Raw genomic sequence first — 16,715 nt, 5'->3', positions numbered from 1 at the left:
GGCCGTCACGCGCCGCGCGGCGGCCGACGGTAGGCGTCCATCATGCGGCGCATGGCGACGGCGTGCGCGCCGCTGCCGATCACGAGGAGCCGGTAGAGCCGCCCGGCCACGCCCGGGAAGACGGCGCGCGTCTCGGCCCGCAGCCGGGCGCGGCCGTCGGAGAGCGACTCGATCCGGTACACGAGCGCGTACGTGGAGAACCGGTGCCGCCCGTGGAGAGCCAGCTCCCGCCCCGGCTCGAACCCGGCGACAAGGAACCCGGGGAACGCGGACCCCGCGGCCAGGGGCCGGGGCCCGCCCGCCGCCACGGGATCGGCCCGTACGAGCCGCGCGTACCGGGCGCCGGCCGCGCCGGAGAGCGAGCGCTCCACCTCGGCGAGCAGCCGCCCCCACAGGTCGTCGGCCCCGCAGTCGACGAGGACGGCGTGCTCGTCCACGTACGGGAGCCGGTCCGCGGGCCTCGGCTCAGGCAAGGTCGGTCAGCTCGTCCGCGTACACCTGGGACAGCGGCTGCGGCCCCACGTACTGCTGGCAGTTGCAGGTGCCGGCCTCGTAGCGGACCGGCTTCTTGTTCTCGTCCCAGGCCGTCGGCACCTCGACCCGCTCGTGGCAGCGGCCCTGCTTGTCGTGCTTCGCGAGGTGGTGCGTGCAGCCGCAGACCGGCTCCGGCGTCTTGTGCGCGGCGTCAAGGGCGAGACGCTCCTGCTTGGCCGCCTCCAGGACCTCCATCTTCCGCTCGTGCCGATGGCGCAGCGCCGTGCGGACGTTGTCGGCGGCCCACGCGAAGCCACCGCTCCAGAAGAGGATGAGAACCCACCAGAACCATTCCATCGCTTCCCCGTTCCCCCGTTCCCCCGGTACGTGAAGGCCAGGATAGGGCGGCCGGGCCCGGGTCAGAGAGGGGTCGCGGCCTTCAGGATCCGGAACAGCGTCACGGCCGAGTTCGCCGAGGACAGCGCGGAGACGGCGGTCCCCGCCGCCGCGCCCCAGGTGGCGAGACCCGCGAGGGTGAACACGGACGGCCAGCGGCGGCCCGCCGGAGCGGGCGCGAGCAGCGCGGCCACCCGGCGCGGCACGGGCCCGGCCGCCGCGGCGAAGCCGGCGAGCACCGGGAACGGCGCGCCACGGGAGACGAGCGCGGCCTTGCCGACCGCGCGGGCCACGGTGCGGCGGCTGCCGATCCGGGTGGCGGCCTCCTCGTCGGCCCACCGCTCGGTGGTGTAGGCGACGGCCGTACGGAGGGGGCGCAGGAACGGGTTGGCGCGCGCAGCGAGCTGCACGGTCAGCAGGAACCGGTGGTGGCGGGCGTCCAGATGGGCGCGCTCGTGGGCGAAGAGCGCGCGGCGCTCGGGCCCGGAGAGCGCGGCGAGCATGGCGGTCGTGGCGACGAGGCGGCCCCTCCGCCCGGGAAGGGCGTACGCGTACGGGCGGGCGTCGGGCAGCACGACGACGGAGGTGCCGGGCAGACCGGCGAGCGCCCGGGATGCGCGGCGGCGGACCCGGTGGTGGCGCCACAGGGCCCTGGAGCAGGAGGCGAGGACGACGAGCAGAGCGGGGATGGCGGCCTTGCCGGCGATCTCGTCGTACGGGAGGGCAGCGCGGACCTCGGGGTCGGACCAGGCGTCCGGAAGGGGGTTGCCGGGCAGCTGGGCGGTGCCGACCACCATGAGCAGGGCCAGGCACAGGGTGCTGCACACGGCGAGAGCGGCCGAGAACCAGGCGAGCAGCCGGGTGGCGGTACGGGGGTGGAGGCGGGGGGCGGCGAGCCGGGCGACGGGCCACGCGCTCAGGGGGAGGACGAGCGGCAGGAAGACGAAGACGCCCACGCCGTCAGCCCTCCGCCTCGCCGGGCCCGCGGGCCTCCTCCGCCCCCTCGGCGAGCAGGTCCCGCAGCAGGCGTTCGTCATGGGCGGAGAGACCGGTCACGAAGCTGGTGAGCACGGCGTCCCGGTCGGCCTCGCCGTCCAGGACCTTCCGCATCCGCAGGGCCGCGAGCCCGGCCCCGTCGGCGACGGCCGTCCACTCGAAGGACCGGCCCGCCCGCTCGCGGCTCACGGCGCCCTTGGCGTGGAGACGGGTGAGGATCGTGATGACCGTCGTATAGGCGAGCCCGCCGCCGAGGCGCTCCCGCACCCATCCCGCGGTCCGCGCCCCGGGCGCCTCCCGCAGCACGGCGAGCACCTGCCCTTCGAGCTCCCCCTGCCTCCGCCGGGCAGCGCCGCCCCGCTCACCGCCCGTCATCCCGCCGCCTTTCCGCCGGTCGCCCGGCCGCCCGAGAATACCGCGCGCCGCCGCGCGGGCCCGGGGCCGCTAGATGTCGCCGGCGACGAGGGAGTGGGCGGCGTCGCCGATCCTGGCCCAGAGGATCCCTTTGCCGCTGTAGCGGTAGACGGCGTCCTTGGCCTGGGTCAGCCGGTAGACCGCGTCGGTGGCGACGGCGAAGGACGCTCCCGGGCCCGAGAGGACCTTCCAGGCGTCGGGAACGCCGAGGTAGGCCTTGAGGCCCCCGGTGACGGGATTCGTGGCGACGAGCCCTCGCCCCCATTCCCCGGCGTATATCTGGGCCGCGGGGCCGCCGATCTTGGTCCAGGTGGTTCCGTAGCCGTCGTAGCGGTACACGGCGTCCCTGCTCGGGGTCAGTGCGTACAGCGCGTCGCCGGCGACGGCGAAGGACGCTCCGGCCTTGCCGATGTACACCCACTCGTCCGGGGCGCCGAGGTAGCGGTAGAGGTCACCGGAGCTGGGGTTCGTGGCGACGAGCCCCCAGCCTCCGGCGTAGATCTGGCTCGCCGCGCCGCCGATCCGGGTCCAGGAGCTTCCCGTCCCGTTGTAGCGGTACACGGCGTCCCGGCTCGGGGTCAGTCCGTAGACGGTGTCGGTGCCGACGGCGAAGGACGCTCCGGCGCTGCCGATGAGCTGCCAGCTGTCGGGGGTGCCGAGGTAGCGGTAGAGGTCACCGGAGCCGGGGTTGGTGGCGACGAGCCCCCACGCGCCCGCGTAGAGCTGGCCGGCGGCGCCGCCGATCTTCGTCCAGGACGTCCCCGAGCCGTCGTACCGGTACACGGCGTCCTTGTTCGGAGTCAGCGCGCAGACGTTCTTGGCCACCTTCGTCCGTGCCTGGATCACCTGGGCGCACACCGTGCAGAACCAATTTCCCAACTCCCGCATCTGGCAGTTGTGTTCGGGCCGGTAGGCGCGGCAGTGGTAGTAGTGCGCCCCTTCGAAGCAGCCGACCGTTCCGGCGGGGACCGTGCTCGGCCGCGGGTCCACCTTCGCGCAGTTCGGGTTGGCCATCGTCGGCAGGGCCGTGGTCCCGGCGACCGCCCAGCCCCACTTCAGCGAGGTGTAGGAGGTGTTGAGCGTGACGTTCGGCTCGACGGGTTCGCCGGCCGGGTGGTAGTCGTGCCCGGTCTCGTTCTCGGCGCCGCTGTAGTACGCGTACTCGTCGGCCAGTCCGTACGCCGTGTGGCCGATCTCGTGAAGGGCGACCTCGACCGCCCCTTCTGCGAGGGAGTAGGTGCCGACGGAGCCGCCACTCCCTCCGTCGATCGTGGAGTTGACCACGACGAGCGCGACGGTGAACTCCGGGACCTGGGCGGCTGCTGTCTGGAGTGCCGTCGAGTTGTCGCAGACCAGGAGCCGTCGGATGCCGTTCGCGCCGAACGTGGAGTCGAAGTACGTGCGGGCCGTCGCGCCGGTGCCGCCGGCGCCGGCCGGATCGTCGGCGCCCGAGTCGGTGGACGTGACGTTGACCCGCCAGATGTTGATCGTCCGCGCCATCCTGTTGAACGGCGGGGTGAGGGTCAGCGCGGTGACGAAGGAGGTGCAGGCGGTGTTGAACGCGGTCTGCTGAGCGGCGGTGAAGCCGTCGCCGAGCAGCACGATGGTGAAGGCCCGGTTGCGTGGCGCCGTTCCGTGGATCTGGGTGCGGCCCTGGACGGTGCCGTCGGAAGTGGTCATCACGGCCTGCTATCGCTCAAGCGGGAAGGTGGCGAGGTCGACGTCCTGCAGCCCCTCGCGCCCCGAGGCCGCGAGGCGGACCACGGCGACCTGGGCGGCCTCGGGCGGTGCGGGGACGATCACGGTGAACGCGCCGCGCGGCTCCACGTCCACCCGGATGATCGGCTCCGTGTGGTCCTCCGGAAAGACCTCGGCGCTCTTCAGGAACGCCCCACGCGCGGGGACGCGGCCAAGGGGCTGCCCGGACCCGTCCCGCGTCTCGACGACGAAGTCGCCGGGGCCGGGGGCGTCGAAGTCCCTGATGACCGTGTCGACCGGCTGCTGGGAGACGAGGCGCACCGCCTCGCCCTCGTATTCGAAGATGAGCCGTGTGGCCGGGGGACGGGACGCCTGCGGTGAGTTGATCATGGCAAGGCCTCTTCGGGCGGTGTGTACCGGGTGCTCGGCCGAATCGAGGGGCGACGCCAAGGCCGTCGGGGACCGGAAGAGAAGCACGGCCCCGGAAGGGTGTCTGCTGATCGAAGCTCACGGCCATCGTATCCCCGACCGACTGCCGGTGCCCGTCGGAGACGACCCGGCAACGACCAGGGTCCGGCACCGAGTTCTCCCGGCCGGGCGGGAACGACGAAGGCCCCGGACCGCGATCGGTCCGGGGCCTTCGGCTTGTGCCCCCGGCAGGATTCGAACCTGCGACACCCGCTTTAGGAGAGCGGTGCTCTATCCCCTGAGCTACGAAGGCGAAGGCGGAGCGCTGTCAGTGTAGCGGGTGGGTGGCACGCGGGCGTGGGGGTTGTTCGGTGGGCGGGCGGTGGTGGGGGCGGCGGTGGTGCGGGGAGCCCGTCGGGGGAGGGCTGCTTTGAGTCCGGGGAGGGGAGAGATCCAGCCATTTGCCTTCGGCGGGAGCCAAGTGATCTTGACGGGTCGGGGCGATCTTTGCCTATGGTCCCCTGTCGCTTTCGCGGCGCACCCGAGGGTGTCGACAATGGGGGTCCCATGCGCAAGCTCCACGTACTTGCTTTTGCCTCGGCCGTGTTCAGTGTCGCCGCGTTTTCCGCACCCGCCCAGGCGGCCTCGTACGACGGTGTGTGCAATTCTTCGGGCGGCGGGGAAATCTGCCTCTACCGTGACGCCAATGCGGTCGGCCCCCTCTATGACACGCTCTACAGCAAGCCGTCGTACACCGGCACGTACTACGGGACGGGCATTTCCATCAACGACAGCGTGACGTCGGTCAAGAACCTGGACCCCGACACCAACGCCGAGCTCTACACCAACGCCAACTACACGGGCGACCACACGACGGCCTGGTCGGACGCCACGCTCAACGACCTGGAGTCGTGGACCGACGACAAGGTCTCCTCCCACTGCTTCTGGAACAATTCGGCCTGCCCCCTCTAAGAGGCGCATCGGGCCTGCGGGCGCCATGGAAGTCTCTTCCGTGGCGCTTTTCCTTGTTCTTCCTCACCGACCAAAGGGCGAAATGCTATGAAGTGGCGGCGTCGTGCGACCGCGTTCGGTGCGCTCGCCCTGTTGGCCTCGTTCGGAATGTCCGGTTGCGCGGACAATGTCGTCGACGACCGCACCGCCCCCGTTTCCGGGGCCACGCCGGAAAAATCGGCCGTGTCCCCTTCCGGAATTCTGGAACTCCCGCTCGACGCGTACCGGCTGAGCGCCGCCGACCGGCAGTCCCTCGTGCGGGCCCAGTACGTCCTGGCCGATTCCTGTATGCGCCGGCGCGGCATGAAGTGGCCGGCCCCGCTCGCTCCTCCGGGGCCGGGCCGCGAGCCGAACCAGCGCCGCTACGGCATCAGCGACGCGGCCCTCGCGGCCGCGTACGGCTACCAGCTGCCGCCGCCCGTCGGTGTCTCGCGCGCGGAGGAGTACCGCTGGAACCAGCGCAACGAGGGGCGTCTGGCCTCCGTGGACCGCGCCACGATGAACGCCTACACGGGGGAGGGCGACAGCCCCGGCTGCCAGGACCGGGCGCGGCAGACGCTGCACATGCAGTGGATGAACACGTCCGATCCGGTGTCGGCCGCGTCGAGCGCCGCCTGGGCGAGGACGAAGGGCGACCCGAGGCTGCGGGACCTGGACCGTGAGTGGAGCGCCTGCATGCGGACGTCCGGGCACCCGCAGCCGGATCCGCTCTCCGCGGCGGGGGCCTGGGCCGGATCCGGTACGACGCCGGGGGTCCGGGGTCCCGTCGGGGCGCCGAGCGCCCAGGAGGTCTCCATGGCGCGCGCGGACGTGACGTGCAAGACCGACGTCGGCTACGTCGAGCGGCGGAGGACGCTCGAAGCCGGCTACCAGGCCACGGAGATCACCGCCCGTTCCCGGCAGCTGGAGGAGTACCGGTCCGCCTGGCGGCTGAGCCTGAGCACGGCCCGCTCGGTCCGCTGACCCCCCTCGGGCGCAGCGCGGCCCGCTCGGTCCGCTGCCCCCCCTCGGGCGCAGCGCGGCCCGTTCCGTCCGCCGAACCCCCCCTCGGGCGCACCGCCCGTGGGCATCCACGCTCCACCCCCCACCCATGTGACAAACCCTTCTGAGGAGCCATCATGCGCAAGACCGCGATAGCCACCCTGACCGGCACGGCGGCGCTCGCCGCCACCCTGCTCGGCACCACGTCCGCCGTGGCCGTGGCCGCGGCTCCCACCTGTGCCGACATCTGCATCCTGGGGATGCGGACGGCCACCCACGACACCTTCGACCGGGTCGTCATCGACCTCGGCGAGGGCACCATCCCGGGGTGGACCACCAGTGAGCAGACCACGCCGCTCTACTGGGGCGAGGAGGGGTCCCAGACCCAGGTGCCGATCACGGGCGACTCGTACCTGAACGTCACCCTGATGCCGGCCGAGACCTTCGACGGCAGCCATCAGCCCACGTACACCAGCCCCCGCTCGCAGACCTTCGGCTACCCGAGCCTCAAGGGCCAGGCCCTCGTGTACTCCTTCGAGGACAGCAACACCTTCGGTCTCGCGCTCGGCCCGCACTCCTCCTACAAGGTCTTCAAGCTGACCGCCCCCAACCGGATCGTCATCGACATCAACCACTGACGACAGTGACGTGCGCGTGAGCCGCCTGTACTTTCGTGGGGCTGACCTGCGGGCCCTGAGGAGGACGGTGTGGTGGCTGACGGAGCCGAGCGGCTGACGGCCGGCGGCGCGCCGTTCGCCGTGGCGGACGGGGTGTACGCCGGCGGGCCGCGGACCCTGCGCGAGTTCGTCGAGGTGACCTGGGGCTATGGGGACCGGGTGTTCCTCGTGGCCGACGGCGTCTCGGTGACCTACCGGGAGTTCTTCGACGCCGCCTGCGGGCTCGCGCGGCGGTTCGTCGGGGAGTACGGGCTGCGGCCGGGCGACCGGGCCGTGGTGGCCATGCGGAACCTGCCCGAGTGGCACGTCGCCTTCTGGGCCGCGCAGCTCGCCGGGCTCGTCGCCGTACCGCTCAACGCCTGGTGGACCGAGGACGAGTTCGCGTACGCGCTCGACGACTGCGCGCCCGGTGTGCTCCTCGTCGACGGGGAGCGGGTCGGGCGGGTGCGCGCGTGGGCCGTACGGAACGGGGTGCCCGGCATCGTCTTCCGGGGCGAGGCCGAGGAGGGGTTCGCCGGGTACGTCCCCGACACCGATCCGCTGCTCGGGCCCCCGCCCGTCGACGTCCTGCCCGAGCACGACGCCACGATCATCTACACCTCCGGCACCACCGGGCGGCCGAAGGGCGCCGTCGCCACCCATCTCGCGCAGGCCGGGGCCGCCATGAACCCGCGGTACTTCGCCGCCGCCGCGGCCCTCGCGCGCGGGGAGGTGCCGGGGACGGGCCCCGCGATCGTGTCGCTGACGACGTTCCCGTTCTTCCACGTCGCCGCGTTCACGTCCTTCTACGCCGTCATGGCCGCCGGCGGGACCCTCGTGATGATGCGGAAGTGGGACGCGGCGCACGCCCTGGAGCTCATCCGCGAGCACGGCGTCACCCACTACGCGGGGGTTCCCACCACCGCTCTCCAGCTGCTCGACCTCGCGCGGCGCACCGGCGACCCGCTCTCCAGCCTCACCCTGCTCAGTACCGGGGGCGCCGCCGCCCCGCCCGGGATCGTCTCCGGGATCGCCGAGGGGTACGGGCAGCGGATCGAGCCCCGGAACGGTTACGGGCTGACCGAGACCTGCGGCGGGGTCCTGTCGAACGTGGGGGCCGAGTACCGGGCCCATCCCGGGAGCGTCGGGCGGCCCTCGCCCGTCACCGAGGTGCGCGTCGAGCGGCCGGACGCGGACGGCGTGGGAGAGCTGTGGCTGCGCGGGCAGTCCCTCGTCCGCGGGTACTGGGGGAACGAGGCCGCCACCCGTGAGGCCTTCACCGAGGACGGCTGGTTCCGGACCGGGGATCTCGCCCTCGTCGACGGGGAGGGGCGGGTCAGCATCGTCGACCGGCTCACCGACATGGTGATCCGCGGCGGCGAGAACGTGTACTGCGTCGAGGTCGAGGGCGTGCTGCACCAGCATCCGGACGTCCTCGACGCCGCCGTGGTCGGGGTTCCGCATCCGCTCCTCGGGGAGGAGGTGGTGGCCGTCGTGCGGCTGCGGCCCGGTGCCGACCCCGACGTCGAGCGGCTGCGGGCGCACGTGGGCACGCGGCTCGCCGCCTTCAAGGTGCCCGCCCGGGTGCTCGTACGCGACGGGGAACTGCCCCGGAACCCGACCGGGAAGATCCTCAAGCGGCAGCTCAGGGAGCTGGTCAGCGGCGGGTGATCCGCACCCGGTACGTCCCCGAGTCGTCCTCGTCCAGGACGGTGATCCGTATGCCGTTGGCGCGGTCCGTGAAGGTCTCGCCGGGGCCGTACGGGGCGTCCGAGAGTTCCGCGTGGACGTTGGCCCTGCGGGTGCAGCCGCCGCTGGCCCGGTCGCTGTCGGCGACGGTCACCGGGCCGTGGCCGGTGTCGACGTCGGACTCCACCCGGTAGACGAGGATGCCCTGCTCGCAGACGGCCTCGTCGTTGCCGCCCCTGCTGCGGACCTCGACGGCGTACCCGGAGGTGCCGGACAGCGGGACGAAGGCGAGCTTGGGTCCGCCGGGGACGGCGAGCGGGGTGAGGCTGTAGTCGCCGGTGCCGGGGCCCGAGGCGCAGCTGACCTGGTCGTTGTCGAGCCAGCCCAGCTTCCACTTGTGCCAGCCGAGCAGGTCGTTGTTGGCGCCCCAGTCCTCGGACATGATGTCCCAGTGCCCGACGGTGCCGCCGCCGTCGGCGGTGTAGAGGTCGGGCAGGCCGAAGACGTGGCCGTTCTCGTGCGGCAGGACGCGGTAGCCGGTCTCGGCGAAGCTGCCGGAGCCGTCGTCCTGGCGGCTGTAGACGAAGGACGTGTTCGCGAGCGGTACGCCGTCCGCGTAGGGCGCGTCGTCGTTGCCGGAGAAGGTCACGGACAGGACGGTGTCGAGGGCGGAGGGCCCGGCGTTCGGCGTGACGAGGACGTTGACCAGGTCGTAGGAGCTGAAGTCGACCCGCGGGTCGGCGGCCTTCACGATGTCCTCGACGAGGGCGCGGTAGCCCGGTTCGTACGGTGAGCCGCGCTCGATCCCGTACGAGGAGAAGGGCCGGGGCATCCGCAGCCAGTCGGGTATCGGTGCCTCGGCCTGGTAGTGCAGCCGCCCGTACGAGCTGGTGCGGAACCAGTCGGCGGTCTGCGGGAAGAACTCGCGGAAGCGGCCCATGGCCGTGCCGTCCCCGGGGGCGTCCGGGAAGTCGATCATCAGGTTGAGGGCCCTGACGCTGCCCGTGGAGCGGACGTATCCGGGGGCCGTGGGCAGCCCCTCCGACATCTGCACGCCCATCGTCGTGGTGATGCGGCACGGCCCCAGCTGGGCGCCGCTCGGCGCGGCGGCCACGGGGCCCGCCGAGGCCGGCGCGGGCCCGGGGAGGGTGCTGCTCGCCGAGGCGAGCAGGGTGAGGGAGAGGGCCGTGGTCGCCGCCAGGGCGACGGGTCTGCGTATCCGTCGGCGGGGGGTCTGCATGCGTCGCCTCTCCGGTGGGGTGCAGGTCGGCGCCGCGACCCCTTCCGCGGGTCCGCGCTGTGCGATCAGCCTGTGACGCGGGGTCGGGGAGCGCGCGCCGGGTGGCCCGATCGTGGGACGCCGTCCACGGGGTGCGACCGGACCGTCACCGATCACGCGGCTGTGACCCAGGTCACACGAAGCCCGGGAAATAACCGGGGACTCGGTCCCCGTTTACGCCTGTGTCGAAGCAAGTGGGGACTCTTTCCCCGGATACCCCGACCGGGTGCCATCCCGGATGAACCTTGAGGAGGCCGTGGCGTGACCAGCACCGCCGACACCGCGCCCGCCCGCCGCGTACCCCGCCCGCGGGCCGACGCCCTGCGCAACCGTGAGCGGATCGTGGGCGCGGCGCGCGAGATGTTCGTCGAGTTCGGCTTCCAGGTGCCGTACGACGAGATCGCGCGCCGGGCCGGCGTCGGGAACGCCACGCTCTACCGGAACTTCCCCGAGCGCGCCGACCTCGTCCGCGAGGTCGTCCTCTCGATCATGGCCGGCGTCACCGAGCTGGCCGAACGGGCCGTCGAGGAGGAGGCGGACCCCTTCGCGGCCGTGCGCCGCTTCGCCCACGGCGCCGCCGAGGCCCGCGTCGGAGCCCTGTGCCCGATGCTCGACGAGGCCTTCGACAAGGACCACCCCGACCTGCTCGCCGAGCGCGACCGGCTGGAGGAGGCCGTCCAGGACATGATCGACCGGGCGCAGTCCGCCGGCCGGCTCCGCGCCGACGTGGGCGTCGGGGACCTGATGGTGGCGCTGTCCCAGCTGACCCGGCCGCTGCCCGGCTCGGCCTGCGGGTCCTTCGACCAGTTCGTCCACCGCCACCTGCAGCTGTTCCTCGACGGCCTGGAAGCGCCCGCGCGCTCCGTGCTCCCGGGGACGGCCGCGACCCTGGAGGACCTGAGACGCGACGCCTGCGCGAAGTGAGGGCCGACGGGCGAGACCCCCTTCGGGCGCCCCGGCTCACGTCACACCCGCGCCCCGTATCCCGCCCGCAGGGCGACCAGCCTGGATAACCCCCCGCCCGCATAACGCCCTGCCCGTATACCCCCTTACCTCCCCGTTTTCACCAGTACGCGCCAAGAGGTGGCTACCCCCATGCCGAAAATCCCCGCGAAGCCTGCGATCCAGGCGGCCGACCCCGGCCGCTGGAAAGCCCTGATCTTCATCGCCCTCGCCCAGCTGATGGTCGTGCTCGACGCGACGATCGTGAACATCGCCCTCCCCTCCGCCCAGCAGGACCTCGGGATCTCGGACGCCAACCGGCAGTGGGTCATCACCGCCTACGCCCTCGCCTTCGGCGGACTCCTCCTCTTCGGCGGCCGGATCGCCGACCTGTGGGGCCGCAAGCGCACCTTCATCACCGGCCTGATCGGCTTCGCCGCCGCCTCCGCCCTCGGCGGGGCCGCGACCGGCGAGGCCATGATGCTCGGCGCCCGCGCGCTCCAGGGCGCCTTCGGCGCGCTCCTCGCGCCCGCCGCGCTCTCCCTGCTCGCCGTGACCTTCACCGACGCCAAGGAGCGCGCGAAGGCCTTCGGCATCTACGGCGCGATCGCCGGTGGCGGCGGCGCCGTGGGCCTGATCCTCGGCGGTTTCCTCACCGAGTACCTGAACTGGCGCTGGACCTTCTTCGTCAACATCCCGTTCGCCGTGGTCGCCGCCGTCGGCGCGTACCTCGTCGTCCGCGAGCCCGAGGGCGGCCGCAACCGCTCCGCGCTCGACATCCCCGGCGTCGTCCTCTCCACCCTGGGTCTCGTCTCCCTGGTGTACGGCTTCACCCGCGCCGAGTCCGCGGGCTGGAGCGACGCCGGCACGATCGGCCTGTTCGTCGGCTCCGCGGTGCTGCTCCTCGCCTTCGCGCTCGTCGAGTCGCGCGTGAAGTCCCCGCTGCTGCCGCTGCGCGTGGTGACCGACCGCAACCGCGGCGGCGTCTACCTGTCGCTGGGTCTCGCCGTCATCGCGATGTTCGGCCTGTTCCTGTTCCTGACGTACTACCTCCAGGTCGTGAAGGGGTACTCGCCGGTCAAGACGGGCTTCGCGTTCCTGCCGATGATCGCGGGCATGATCGTGGGCTCGACCCAGATCGGCACCCGGCTGATGACCCGGGTCCCGCCGCGCCTCCTGATGGCGCCGGGCTTCCTGACCGCCGCGCTCGGCATGCTGCTCCTCACCCAGCTGGAGATCGGCACCTCGTACGCGGGTCTGATCCTGCCCGCGCAGCTGCTCCTCGGCCTGGGCATGGGTACGGCGTTCATGCCGGCCATGTCGCTCGCGACGCTCGGCGTGGACCCGCGGGACGCCGGTGTGGCCTCCGCGATGGTCAACACCTCGCAGCAGGTCGGCGGCGCCATCGGTACGGCCCTGCTGAACACGATCGCCGCCTCGGCCACCACCGCCTATCTGGTCGACCACGCCGCCGGCGCGACCACTCCGGCCGCGCAGAAGCTGCTCCAGCTCCAGGGCATGGTCGAGGGGTACGCGGCGGCCATCTGGTGGGCGGTCGGCATCCTGGCCGTCTCGGCCACGATCGCCTTCGTGCTCATCAACACCGGGAAGCCGGGGACCGGACAGGTCGCCGCGTCCGGCGCGGACGTGGAGGACGAGGTGAGGATCCCGGTCGTCGCCCACTGATCACCGCCGTAGGCCGCCTGCCCCGGTTCCGCTCGCCGAGTGGAGCCGGGGCAGGTGTGCGTCCGGGCTCCGCTCGCCGAGTGGAGCCGGGGCAGGTGTGCGTCCGGGGTCCGCTCGCTGAGCGGGGGCGGGCAGGTGTGCGTCGGGGTTCCGCTCGCTCAGCGGAGCCAGGGCAGGTCCGCGTCCGCGTCGGTGGGTTCGAGGCCCTCGGCCATCACGCGCATGATCGTGCCGAGCTGTTCCACCTGCTCCGCGGACAGTCGGTCGAACATGGCCTGGCGGACGGCCGCCACGTGCCCCGGCGCGTTCCGCCGCAGGACCTCCGTCCCCTCCTCCGTCAGCTGGGCGAACTGGCCGCGCTTGTCGGAGGGGCAGTCCTCGCGCCGTACCCAGCCGTTCTTCTCCAGGCGGGCGATCGCGTGGGAGAGCCGGGAGCGGGTGATCTTGGCGCTCCTCGCCAGCTCGGTCATCCGCAGGCGGCGGCGGGGGGCCTGGGAGAGCTGGACGAGGAGTCCGTAGTAGACGTGCGGCATCCCGGCGTCGCGCTGCAACTGGCGGTCGAGGTGGTCCTCCAGGAGCGTGGTGGCATGCAGGTACGCGCGCCAGACGTGCTGCTCCTCGTCGGTCAGCCAGCGGGGTTCGGTCGTGTCTCCCATGGGTCCCATCGTACGACTCGTTCTTGAAAGTTGAACTATCTGGCGTTACCGTGTGAGCAGTTAGCTTGAAGTTTCAAGGATCGGGAAGGTCGCCATGGACGCCACGCTCGAACGAATGCCGGCCCTCTACCTCTCCCACGGCGCCCCGCCCCTCGCCGACGACCCCGTCTGGCCCGGCGAGCTCGCCGCCTGGTCCGCCGGACTGCCCCGCCCCAAGGCGATCCTCATGGTCTCCGCCCACTGGGAGGAGGCCCCGCTCGCCCTCGGCGCCACCGAGACCGTCCCCCTCGTCTACGACTTCTGGGGCTTCCCCGAGCACTACTACCGCGTCCAGTACGCGGCCCCCGGCGCCCCCCTGCTCGCCGAGGCCGTCCGCAAGCTGCTCCGCGCGCCCGGCACGCCCGTGCAGGACATCCCCGACCGGGGCCTCGACCACGGCGCGTACGTGCCGCTCGTCGAGATGTTCCCCGGCGCCGACATCCCCGTCCTCCAGATCTCCATGCCCACCCTCGACCCGCGCCGGCTCATGGACATCGGGCGCCGGCTCGCCCCGCTGCGCGACGAGGGCGTGCTGATCGTCGGCAGCGGCTTCTTCACCCACAACCTCGCCGCCCTCCGGCACACCGGCCCCGGCGTCCCCGGCTGGTCCGCCGAGTTCGACGCCTGGGGGAGCGAGGCGCTCGCGGCGCAGGACGTCGACGCCCTCCTGGACTTCGCGCACAAGTCGCCCGCGGGACGCCTCGCCCACCCCCGTACCGAACACTTCGCGCCGCTCTTCGTCACCATGGGCGCGGCGGACGCCGCCGGCGACCTCGACGCGGAGCGGTCCGTGATCGACGGCTTCTGGATGGGGCTCGCGAAGCGGTCCGTCCAGTTCGGCTGACCCGCTACAGCACGGGCGGATTGAGTGCGATCGAGCGGACGGCGGCGGCGAGGGCGAGCGGGCCGCCCACGTCGAGCGCCGTATCCGTGAACTTGATCGTGTGGTCGTCGCCGTGCGCCGCCGCCCGCGCGAAGACCTCCTCCGGGCCGAGGCCCGTCCCGGCGTACGGGGCGGCCTCGCGCGGCGTGTAGGCCGCCGTCACCGCGGCCGCCGCAGCCCAGGCCGCCGACACGCTCGGCGCCCACAGCTCGCGGGGGAGGGCGGGCAGGGCCCGCAGGACCGCGTTCGGCGCGGTCGCCGCGTGCACCAGCATGATCGGCGCGCCGTGCCCGTGGGAGGCGTACCGGTGCGTCGCCGCCGCCACCAGCTCGGTGAGCAGCGCCTTCGCCGTGTCGGGGTCCGGCGCCTCGCCCCACACCGGGAACGCCGTCAGCTGCGCGAGCCGGGCCCGGATCCCGCCGTCCTGCTCCGCGACGGGCGGTACGGCGTCGAGCGCGGCCGCGGCCGTCGGCGCGACGGCCAGCGGGGCGAGCGGCGGCAGGGGCTGATGCCGGGCCGCCCAGTAGCCGAGGGCGTGCGCCAGCTCGGCGCGGCGCGGCGCCGTCTCCTCCGTGGTGAGCAGGGTCCGTACGGCGTGACCCGTACGGATCACCGGGTGCGTGGCCCCGCCCGCGATGCCGGGCAGCAGCCGGGGCCACCACTCGGCGAGCACCGAGCGCCAGGGCCGGTCCGCCAGCTCGCGGGAGAAGAAACGGGTCCAGTCGGTGCTCCGCGCCGGGTCGCCGATCGCCTCCCGCCAGGTGCCGGACGTGACCGGGAGGTGCGCGGGCGGCGCCTCCTCCAGCTTGGGCGCGTAGTGGTCGAGCCAGCGGTGGACGGCGGGGGCCTGGCCGTGCCGGACCAGGGCCTCCACGGCCATGGGGGCGTGGTTGGTGAGCCAGCCGCCGCGCTCGGGTCCCGTGGTGTGGAGCCGTTCGAGGGCCTCGTCGAGGGTGCCGGTGGTGTCGGTCATGGGGCGACGCTAGGCGCGGGGAGCGGAGGCGCGGAACGGGCTGGGGACCTAGGACGCAGGGCGGAGCGACGGCTCGTGCGGGGGTCGCACGGCTCGTGCGGGGTCCGTGACGCGCGTGGGGTCGCAGGGCTCGTGCGGGCTCTGTGACTCGTGGGGGGCGCGGGCTCGCGCGGGGTCCGTGACGCGTGCGGACGGTGTGGGGCGGCGGAGGCAACCGTGATCCGCGTGGTGGCGTCTGAAGGGATGGCGCCGCATGTGATCGCGGTCTCACCGACAGAGTGGTCGGGTGCTCCCGCGAGGGGCGCCGTTTCACCCTCCGTGCCCGGTCTGACCTGCACCTCCATGGGTGTCCGCGGTGTGCCCGCGGGGGCGGCGGCCGCGCAGGATACTGCATGATCGCGAAAATCCATGTGCCGGGTGGGAATTCTGTCCTGATTCCAGTCGTTGTTTCCGTCGGATGCAGGGCACCCGCAAGGGTGTCGCGACCTACTCAGCAAGGGAGCACGCATGGCAACCCGTGCCGTCGCCCGTCGTCAGACCTCCGCCCAGAGCGGGGCCGCACGGGCAAGCAGCGTTCGCGCCGTGGGCGGGGAGATCGCCGACCGCGACCTGGTCGGCATGTACCTCGACGAGATCGCGCGTACGCCCCTGCTCGACGCCGCCAAGGAGGTCGAGCTCTCCCAGACCATCGAGGCGGGCGTCTACGCCCAGCAGATACTCGACGGAGAGGTGGAGAGCGAGGGCGGCGGGGCGAGCCGTGAGGAGCTCGAGGCGCTGGTCGCCGAGGGCGAGCGTGCCAAGGACCTCTTCATCAAGTCCAACCTGCGGCTCGTGGTGGCCGTGGCCCGCCGCTACCCGCGCAGCGGGCTGCCGCTGCTCGACCTGATCCAGGAGGGGAACGCCGGCCTGGTGCGCGCGGTCGAGAAGTTCGACTACGCGAAGGGCTTCAAGTTCTCCACGTACGCCACGTGGTGGATCCGCCAGGCCATCACCCGGTCGATCGCCGACCAGTCCCGGACCATCCGGCTCCCCGTCCACCTGGTGGAGGAGCTGGGCCGGATCCGGCGGGTGCAGCGCGAGTTCAACCGGGAGAACGGCCGGGAGCCCGAGCCCGCCGAGATCGCGGCCGAGCTCGGCTCGACGCCCGAGCGCGTCACGGACGTCCTCGACTGGGCGCGGGACCCCGTCTCGCTGAACATGTCGGTGGACGACGAGGGCGAGACGCAGTTCGGCGACCTCCTGGAGGACACCTCGGCGATCTCCCCGGAGCAGTCCGTCCTGACGCTGCTGCGCAGCGAGGAGCTCGACGACCTCATCGACAAGCTCGACCACCGCACGGCGTCCATCATCCGCATGCGGTACGGGATCGAGGACGGGCGCGAGCGGACGCTGACGGAGGTCGGCAAGCAGCACGGGCTGACGCGCGAGCGGATCCGCCAGATCGAGAAGCACGCGCTCCTGGAGCTGAAGAAGATGGCGCACGACACGGGCTTCGACGCCGTGGCCTAGAGCGCGTCGTGGGCGGCGCCCGCGC

The 16,715-nt window shown here is 72.7% G+C and carries 17 protein-coding genes and 1 tRNA gene; 8 read left to right on the top strand and 10 right to left on the bottom strand.

Annotated features, from left to right (window positions below; translation table 11 throughout):
- Window positions 1-5: 5 nt before the first annotated feature.
- The 7 genes from ABTY59_RS17375 to ABTY59_RS17345 all read right to left on the bottom strand — a co-directional run bounded on the left by ABTY59_RS17375 (window position 6) and on the right by ABTY59_RS17345 (window position 4,699).
- Window positions 6-473: a hypothetical protein gene (locus ABTY59_RS17375; protein ID WP_352019806.1), complete on the bottom strand. Its 468-nt coding sequence runs from the start codon at window positions 471-473 to the stop codon at window positions 6-8.
- Window positions 466-831, bottom strand: a complete 366-nt coding sequence (locus tag ABTY59_RS17370; protein ID WP_352019805.1) for a hypothetical protein — start codon at window positions 829-831, stop codon at window positions 466-468. Before ABTY59_RS17370 ends, ABTY59_RS17375 begins: the two co-directional genes overlap by 8 nt.
- A 62-nt stretch (window positions 832-893) precedes the next feature.
- Window positions 894-1,826: a M56 family metallopeptidase gene (locus tag ABTY59_RS17365; RefSeq protein WP_352019804.1), complete on the bottom strand. Its 933-nt coding sequence runs from the start codon at window positions 1,824-1,826 to the stop codon at window positions 894-896.
- 4 nt (window positions 1,827-1,830) lie between these two features.
- Entirely contained in the window at window positions 1,831-2,241 is a 411-nt protein-coding gene (locus tag ABTY59_RS17360; RefSeq protein ID WP_352019803.1) for a BlaI/MecI/CopY family transcriptional regulator, read from the bottom strand.
- A 69-nt stretch (window positions 2,242-2,310) separates the two neighbouring features.
- The gene (locus tag ABTY59_RS17355) at window positions 2,311-3,960 is read right to left on the bottom strand and encodes a M64 family metallopeptidase (protein ID WP_352019802.1); all 1,650 of its coding nucleotides are present in this window, start codon (window positions 3,958-3,960) and stop codon (window positions 2,311-2,313) included.
- Between the two features lie 9 nt (window positions 3,961-3,969).
- Window positions 3,970-4,368, bottom strand: coding sequence for a hypothetical protein (locus ABTY59_RS17350; RefSeq protein ID WP_352019801.1), 399 nt, complete (start codon window positions 4,366-4,368; stop codon window positions 3,970-3,972).
- 258 nt (window positions 4,369-4,626) lie between these two features.
- Window positions 4,627-4,699: transfer RNA gene (locus ABTY59_RS17345), tRNA-Arg, on the bottom strand.
- Between the two features lie 290 nt (window positions 4,700-4,989).
- Here ABTY59_RS17345 and ABTY59_RS17340 point away from each other — a divergent pair.
- The 4 genes from ABTY59_RS17340 to ABTY59_RS17325 all read left to right on the top strand — a co-directional run bounded on the left by ABTY59_RS17340 (window position 4,990) and on the right by ABTY59_RS17325 (window position 8,705).
- A complete protein-coding gene (locus ABTY59_RS17340; RefSeq protein WP_352019800.1) occupies window positions 4,990-5,358 on the top strand; it encodes a peptidase inhibitor family I36 protein in 369 nt (122 codons plus the stop codon).
- 222 nt (window positions 5,359-5,580) lie between these two features.
- Complete coding sequence (locus ABTY59_RS17335; RefSeq protein ID WP_352019799.1) at window positions 5,581-6,360, top strand: hypothetical protein; 780 nt, start codon at window positions 5,581-5,583, stop codon at window positions 6,358-6,360.
- A 155-nt stretch (window positions 6,361-6,515) separates the two neighbouring features.
- A complete protein-coding gene (locus ABTY59_RS17330; protein ID WP_352019798.1) occupies window positions 6,516-7,016 on the top strand; it encodes an AMIN-like domain-containing (lipo)protein in 501 nt (166 codons plus the stop codon).
- A 72-nt stretch (window positions 7,017-7,088) separates the two neighbouring features.
- Complete coding sequence (locus ABTY59_RS17325) at window positions 7,089-8,705, top strand: class I adenylate-forming enzyme family protein (protein WP_352019797.1); 1,617 nt, start codon at window positions 7,089-7,091, stop codon at window positions 8,703-8,705.
- Here ABTY59_RS17325 and ABTY59_RS17320 read toward each other — a convergent pair.
- Window positions 8,692-9,963 carry a M6 family metalloprotease domain-containing protein gene (locus tag ABTY59_RS17320; RefSeq protein ID WP_352019796.1) on the bottom strand — a complete coding sequence of 424 codons (1,272 nt, stop codon included), beginning with the start codon at window positions 9,961-9,963 and terminating at the stop codon, window positions 8,692-8,694. The genes ABTY59_RS17325 and ABTY59_RS17320 overlap by 14 nt on opposite strands.
- A 300-nt stretch (window positions 9,964-10,263) precedes the next feature.
- Between ABTY59_RS17320 and ABTY59_RS17315 the strand changes: the two genes are divergently transcribed.
- Both ABTY59_RS17315 and ABTY59_RS17310 read left to right on the top strand, forming a co-directional pair.
- The gene (locus ABTY59_RS17315; RefSeq protein ID WP_352019795.1) at window positions 10,264-10,926 is read left to right on the top strand and encodes a TetR/AcrR family transcriptional regulator; all 663 of its coding nucleotides are present in this window, start codon (window positions 10,264-10,266) and stop codon (window positions 10,924-10,926) included.
- 171 nt (window positions 10,927-11,097) lie between these two features.
- The gene (locus ABTY59_RS17310) at window positions 11,098-12,630 is read left to right on the top strand and encodes an MFS transporter (protein ID WP_352019794.1); all 1,533 of its coding nucleotides are present in this window, start codon (window positions 11,098-11,100) and stop codon (window positions 12,628-12,630) included.
- 158 nt (window positions 12,631-12,788) lie between these two features.
- On the opposite strand, the gene ABTY59_RS17305 is transcribed toward ABTY59_RS17310, so the two are convergent.
- A complete protein-coding gene (locus tag ABTY59_RS17305) occupies window positions 12,789-13,295 on the bottom strand; it encodes a MarR family winged helix-turn-helix transcriptional regulator (protein WP_352019793.1) in 507 nt (168 codons plus the stop codon).
- Between the two features lie 85 nt (window positions 13,296-13,380).
- Between ABTY59_RS17305 and ABTY59_RS17300 the strand changes: the two genes are divergently transcribed.
- Window positions 13,381-14,169, top strand: coding sequence for a dioxygenase family protein (locus ABTY59_RS17300; RefSeq protein WP_352019792.1), 789 nt, complete (start codon window positions 13,381-13,383; stop codon window positions 14,167-14,169).
- A gap of 4 nt (window positions 14,170-14,173) precedes the next feature.
- On the opposite strand, the gene ABTY59_RS17295 is transcribed toward ABTY59_RS17300, so the two are convergent.
- Window positions 14,174-15,181: a questin oxidase family protein gene (locus ABTY59_RS17295; protein ID WP_352019791.1), complete on the bottom strand. Its 1,008-nt coding sequence runs from the start codon at window positions 15,179-15,181 to the stop codon at window positions 14,174-14,176.
- 507 nt (window positions 15,182-15,688) lie between these two features.
- Here ABTY59_RS17295 and ABTY59_RS17290 point away from each other — a divergent pair.
- Window positions 15,689-16,690: a sigma-70 family RNA polymerase sigma factor gene (locus ABTY59_RS17290; protein WP_352019790.1), complete on the top strand. Its 1,002-nt coding sequence runs from the start codon at window positions 15,689-15,691 to the stop codon at window positions 16,688-16,690.
- The last annotated feature ends 25 nt before the right edge of the window (window positions 16,691-16,715 follow it).

This window comes from Streptomyces sp. NPDC096079 (genome assembly GCF_040303145.1).
Taxonomy (GTDB): domain Bacteria; phylum Actinomycetota; class Actinomycetes; order Streptomycetales; family Streptomycetaceae; genus Streptomyces.
This window is presented reverse-complemented; position numbering and strand designations above follow the sequence as displayed.

Bases quoted from the DNA above. Each gene is read 5' to 3' on its own strand.
- ABTY59_RS17305 (WP_352019793.1), bottom strand. From the start codon at position 13,295: ATGGGACCCATGGGAGACACGACCGAACCCCGCTGGCTGACCGACGAG.
- ABTY59_RS17355 (WP_352019802.1), bottom strand. From the start codon at position 3,960: ATGACCACTTCCGACGGCACCGTCCAGGGCCGCACCCAGATCCACGGA.
- ABTY59_RS17320 (WP_352019796.1), bottom strand. From the start codon at position 9,963: ATGCAGACCCCCCGCCGACGGATACGCAGACCCGTCGCCCTGGCGGCG.
- ABTY59_RS17295 (WP_352019791.1), bottom strand. From the start codon at position 15,181: ATGACCGACACCACCGGCACCCTCGACGAGGCCCTCGAACGGCTCCAC.
- ABTY59_RS17330 (WP_352019798.1), top strand. From the start codon at position 6,516: ATGCGCAAGACCGCGATAGCCACCCTGACCGGCACGGCGGCGCTCGCC.
- ABTY59_RS17290 (WP_352019790.1), top strand. From the start codon at position 15,689: ATGGCAACCCGTGCCGTCGCCCGTCGTCAGACCTCCGCCCAGAGCGGG.
- ABTY59_RS17300 (WP_352019792.1), top strand. From the start codon at position 13,381: ATGGACGCCACGCTCGAACGAATGCCGGCCCTCTACCTCTCCCACGGC.
- ABTY59_RS17360 (WP_352019803.1), bottom strand. From the start codon at position 2,241: ATGACGGGCGGTGAGCGGGGCGGCGCTGCCCGGCGGAGGCAGGGGGAG.
- ABTY59_RS17350 (WP_352019801.1), bottom strand. From the start codon at position 4,368: ATGATCAACTCACCGCAGGCGTCCCGTCCCCCGGCCACACGGCTCATC.
- ABTY59_RS17310 (WP_352019794.1), top strand. From the start codon at position 11,098: ATGCCGAAAATCCCCGCGAAGCCTGCGATCCAGGCGGCCGACCCCGGC.
- ABTY59_RS17370 (WP_352019805.1), bottom strand. From the start codon at position 831: ATGGAATGGTTCTGGTGGGTTCTCATCCTCTTCTGGAGCGGTGGCTTC.